This is a genomic window from Mesorhizobium sp. M2C.T.Ca.TU.002.02.1.1, from assembly GCF_003997225.1.
Map to the genome: position 1 here is coordinate 1 of NZ_RZTO01000887.1, position 2,402 is coordinate 2,402.

A 2,402-nucleotide genomic window follows, 5' to 3' on the forward strand; every position below is an offset into this window, starting at 1 on the left:
CCTTTCTCGATTTCCTCCAGATGCAGGCCTTCGGTCGGTTCGGCATCGATCTCGCCGCTGGAATGCAGCACGGTCGTCGGCTTGCCGGCGCCGATGACGCCGGCGAGATAGGCGGCGAAGCGGCCGACGACGCCCTCGTCGACCACCACCAACAGCCGCTCCAGATTGGCGACGAAGCCGCGCTGGTCGATCTCCTCACGCTCCAGCCGCTTCTTCTCCTTCTCGCCGATCGGCAGGCGGCGCAGCGCCCAGCGCAGTGTCGGCGGCATGGCCAAGGTGGTGATGACGGCCATGGTGAGGATCATGGTGAAGAGGTTGTGCGACAGCACGCCCATCGTCAGGCCGATCGAGGCGACGATGACCTCTGTCGAACCCCGCGCATTCATGCCGCAGCCCACCGCAATGCCTTCGGCACGGCTCATGCCGGCGACCTCGGCGCCGATGAAGGCGCCGCCGAACTTGCCGATCGAGGCGATCACCACCAGAGCCACGGTGAGCAATGCCAGCTGCGGATCGACCAGCACGGTGAGGTCGGCCGACAGGCCGGCGACGCCGAAGAACACCGGCATGAAAAGCGCGGTGATGATGCCGCGCAACTGCCCCTCGATGTGGCGCGACAGGATCGGCGACTCGCCCACCAATATGCCGGCGACGAAGGCGCCGAGCACGGTGTGGACGCCGATCAGGTCGGTGATCAAGGCCATCACGCCCATGATGGCGAGGATGACGGTGACCACCGCATATTCGGAGCGGAAGGTGTCGTTGGTCCAGCGGATGGCGTCAAAGACGATGCGGCGTCCGAGCGTGAAGGAAAACGCCATGAAGAGGGCGACGCCGGCAATGGTGAAGGCCAGGCTGCCGAGCTCGATCTGCCCCCTGGTGGCGATGCCGATGGTGATGGCGATGATCACCCAGCCGATCGTGTCCTCGATGATGGCCGAGGAGACGATGACCTGACCGAGATCGCGACGCATGAAGTTCATGTCGCGCACCACCATGGCGACGATCTTGACCGAAGAGATGGAGAGCGCGGTGCCGAGGAACAGCCCGGCGACGATGCGTTCGCTGCCGGCGGCAAGCAGCGTGGCCGGCATGAACTGGGCGGCGACGAAGCCGAGCGCGAAGGGCACGGCCACGCCGGCGGCCGAGATGGAAAAGCAGGCGCGGCCGACGCGGCGGACGAGCCGCAGATCCGTCTCCATGCCAGTGAGCAACAGCAGCATCAAGACGCCGAGCTGGGCGATGGCGTTGATCATCGATTTCTGCGAAGGGTCGTCGGCAAAGATCAGCCGCTCGGCAGCCGGCCAGACCCAGCCGAGCAGCGAAGGCCCGAGCAGGATGCCGCCGATCAACTGACCCATCACCGCCGGCTGGCCAAGCGTCTCCAGCACCTCGCCGATGCCGCGGCCGATGACCAGAAGCAAGATGAGCTCGGCGACGAAAATGCCCTCCGAAGACATGCCGGTCTTCTCGGCGGCGAAGGCGACAGCGGGCATCAAGGCAAGCGCCGCAACACCAAGCGCGACCCGGATCCACAGCGACCGCCGCCGATTGAGCATGTTTGACAAATTATGCACCCCTCATTCCTCGCATCGGCACAAACGGTTTGGCCAGAGGATCGGTTGCACGTGGGCCAATCTCCCCCCTTGAGGGGGAGATGGCCGCGAAGCGGCCAGAGGGGGTCGTTGCGCGTGAAGCGCCGACATCTTACGCATTTCACCAACTCTGCAAAGAGAGGGCCGGTGCTCGACGTGAGACGACCTCCCTCTGTCGCCTTTGGCGACATCTCCCCCTCGAGGGGGGAGATTGCTCGCACCCCTACAATTCTAATCAAATGCCGCCGCCGATCTTTGCTTCCCGGTAAAGCGACTCGACGATGTTGGCCGCCAAGGCGGGGCAATAAGGAGAAGCTAATGAAAAGCGACTTTGCCGCCGCCCACCTGCATCTCGACCGGGCATGCCACTATCTGCGTGGCGATGATGAAACGAGCCGCGCGGCGCTTGCGGCGCTCGACCTTGTGATCGAGGCTGTGGCGGCGGCCCAGCACGCCAAGCCGATCGCCGACGTGCTGCCCTTTCCGCGGCGCGCGAATGGCGGTCTTCCCCCGCTTGCATCCTGACCTATCCGCCTGAAAAGGCGGGAACATTCTGGCCGGCCGCACGTTGAAGCAGCAGGGGTGTGGCCGGTCGATGTCAAGGCGAGGACGGCCGGCCATGGCGGGCGGGAGGCGCATGGCAGAATGTCCCAGACGAAGGTCGCAAAATTCACTGGCTCGGCCACGGCCCCGAAATCCACCGAGGCGGCTGCGCCGGCAAAATCCACCGAGAAGGCCGCACCGCCAAGAGCGTCCGACGCGCTGGCGCTGAAGCTTAGTTCCGCCGAATTCACCACGACCCTGTCG

Annotated in this window: 2 protein-coding genes; one reads left to right on the top strand and one right to left on the bottom strand. The window is 65.1% G+C overall.

Annotated features, from left to right (window positions below):
• Positions 1–1,496 (bottom strand): cation:proton antiporter (locus tag EOD07_RS30940; protein WP_245470553.1); only part of this gene is annotated, 1,496 nt, incomplete at its 3' end.
• A 417-nt stretch (positions 1,497–1,913) separates the two neighbouring features.
• Here EOD07_RS30940 and EOD07_RS30945 point away from each other — a divergent pair.
• Positions 1,914–2,120, top strand: coding sequence for a hypothetical protein (locus tag EOD07_RS30945; RefSeq protein ID WP_127237994.1), 207 nt, complete (start codon positions 1,914–1,916; stop codon positions 2,118–2,120).
• Positions 2,121–2,402 lie beyond the last annotated feature (282 nt).

What these genes read in the sequence shown, in the direction of transcription:
- EOD07_RS30945 (WP_127237994.1), top strand. Translation starts at nt 1,914, where the DNA reads ATGAAAAGCGACTTTGCCGCCGCCCACCTGCATCTCGACCGGGCATGC.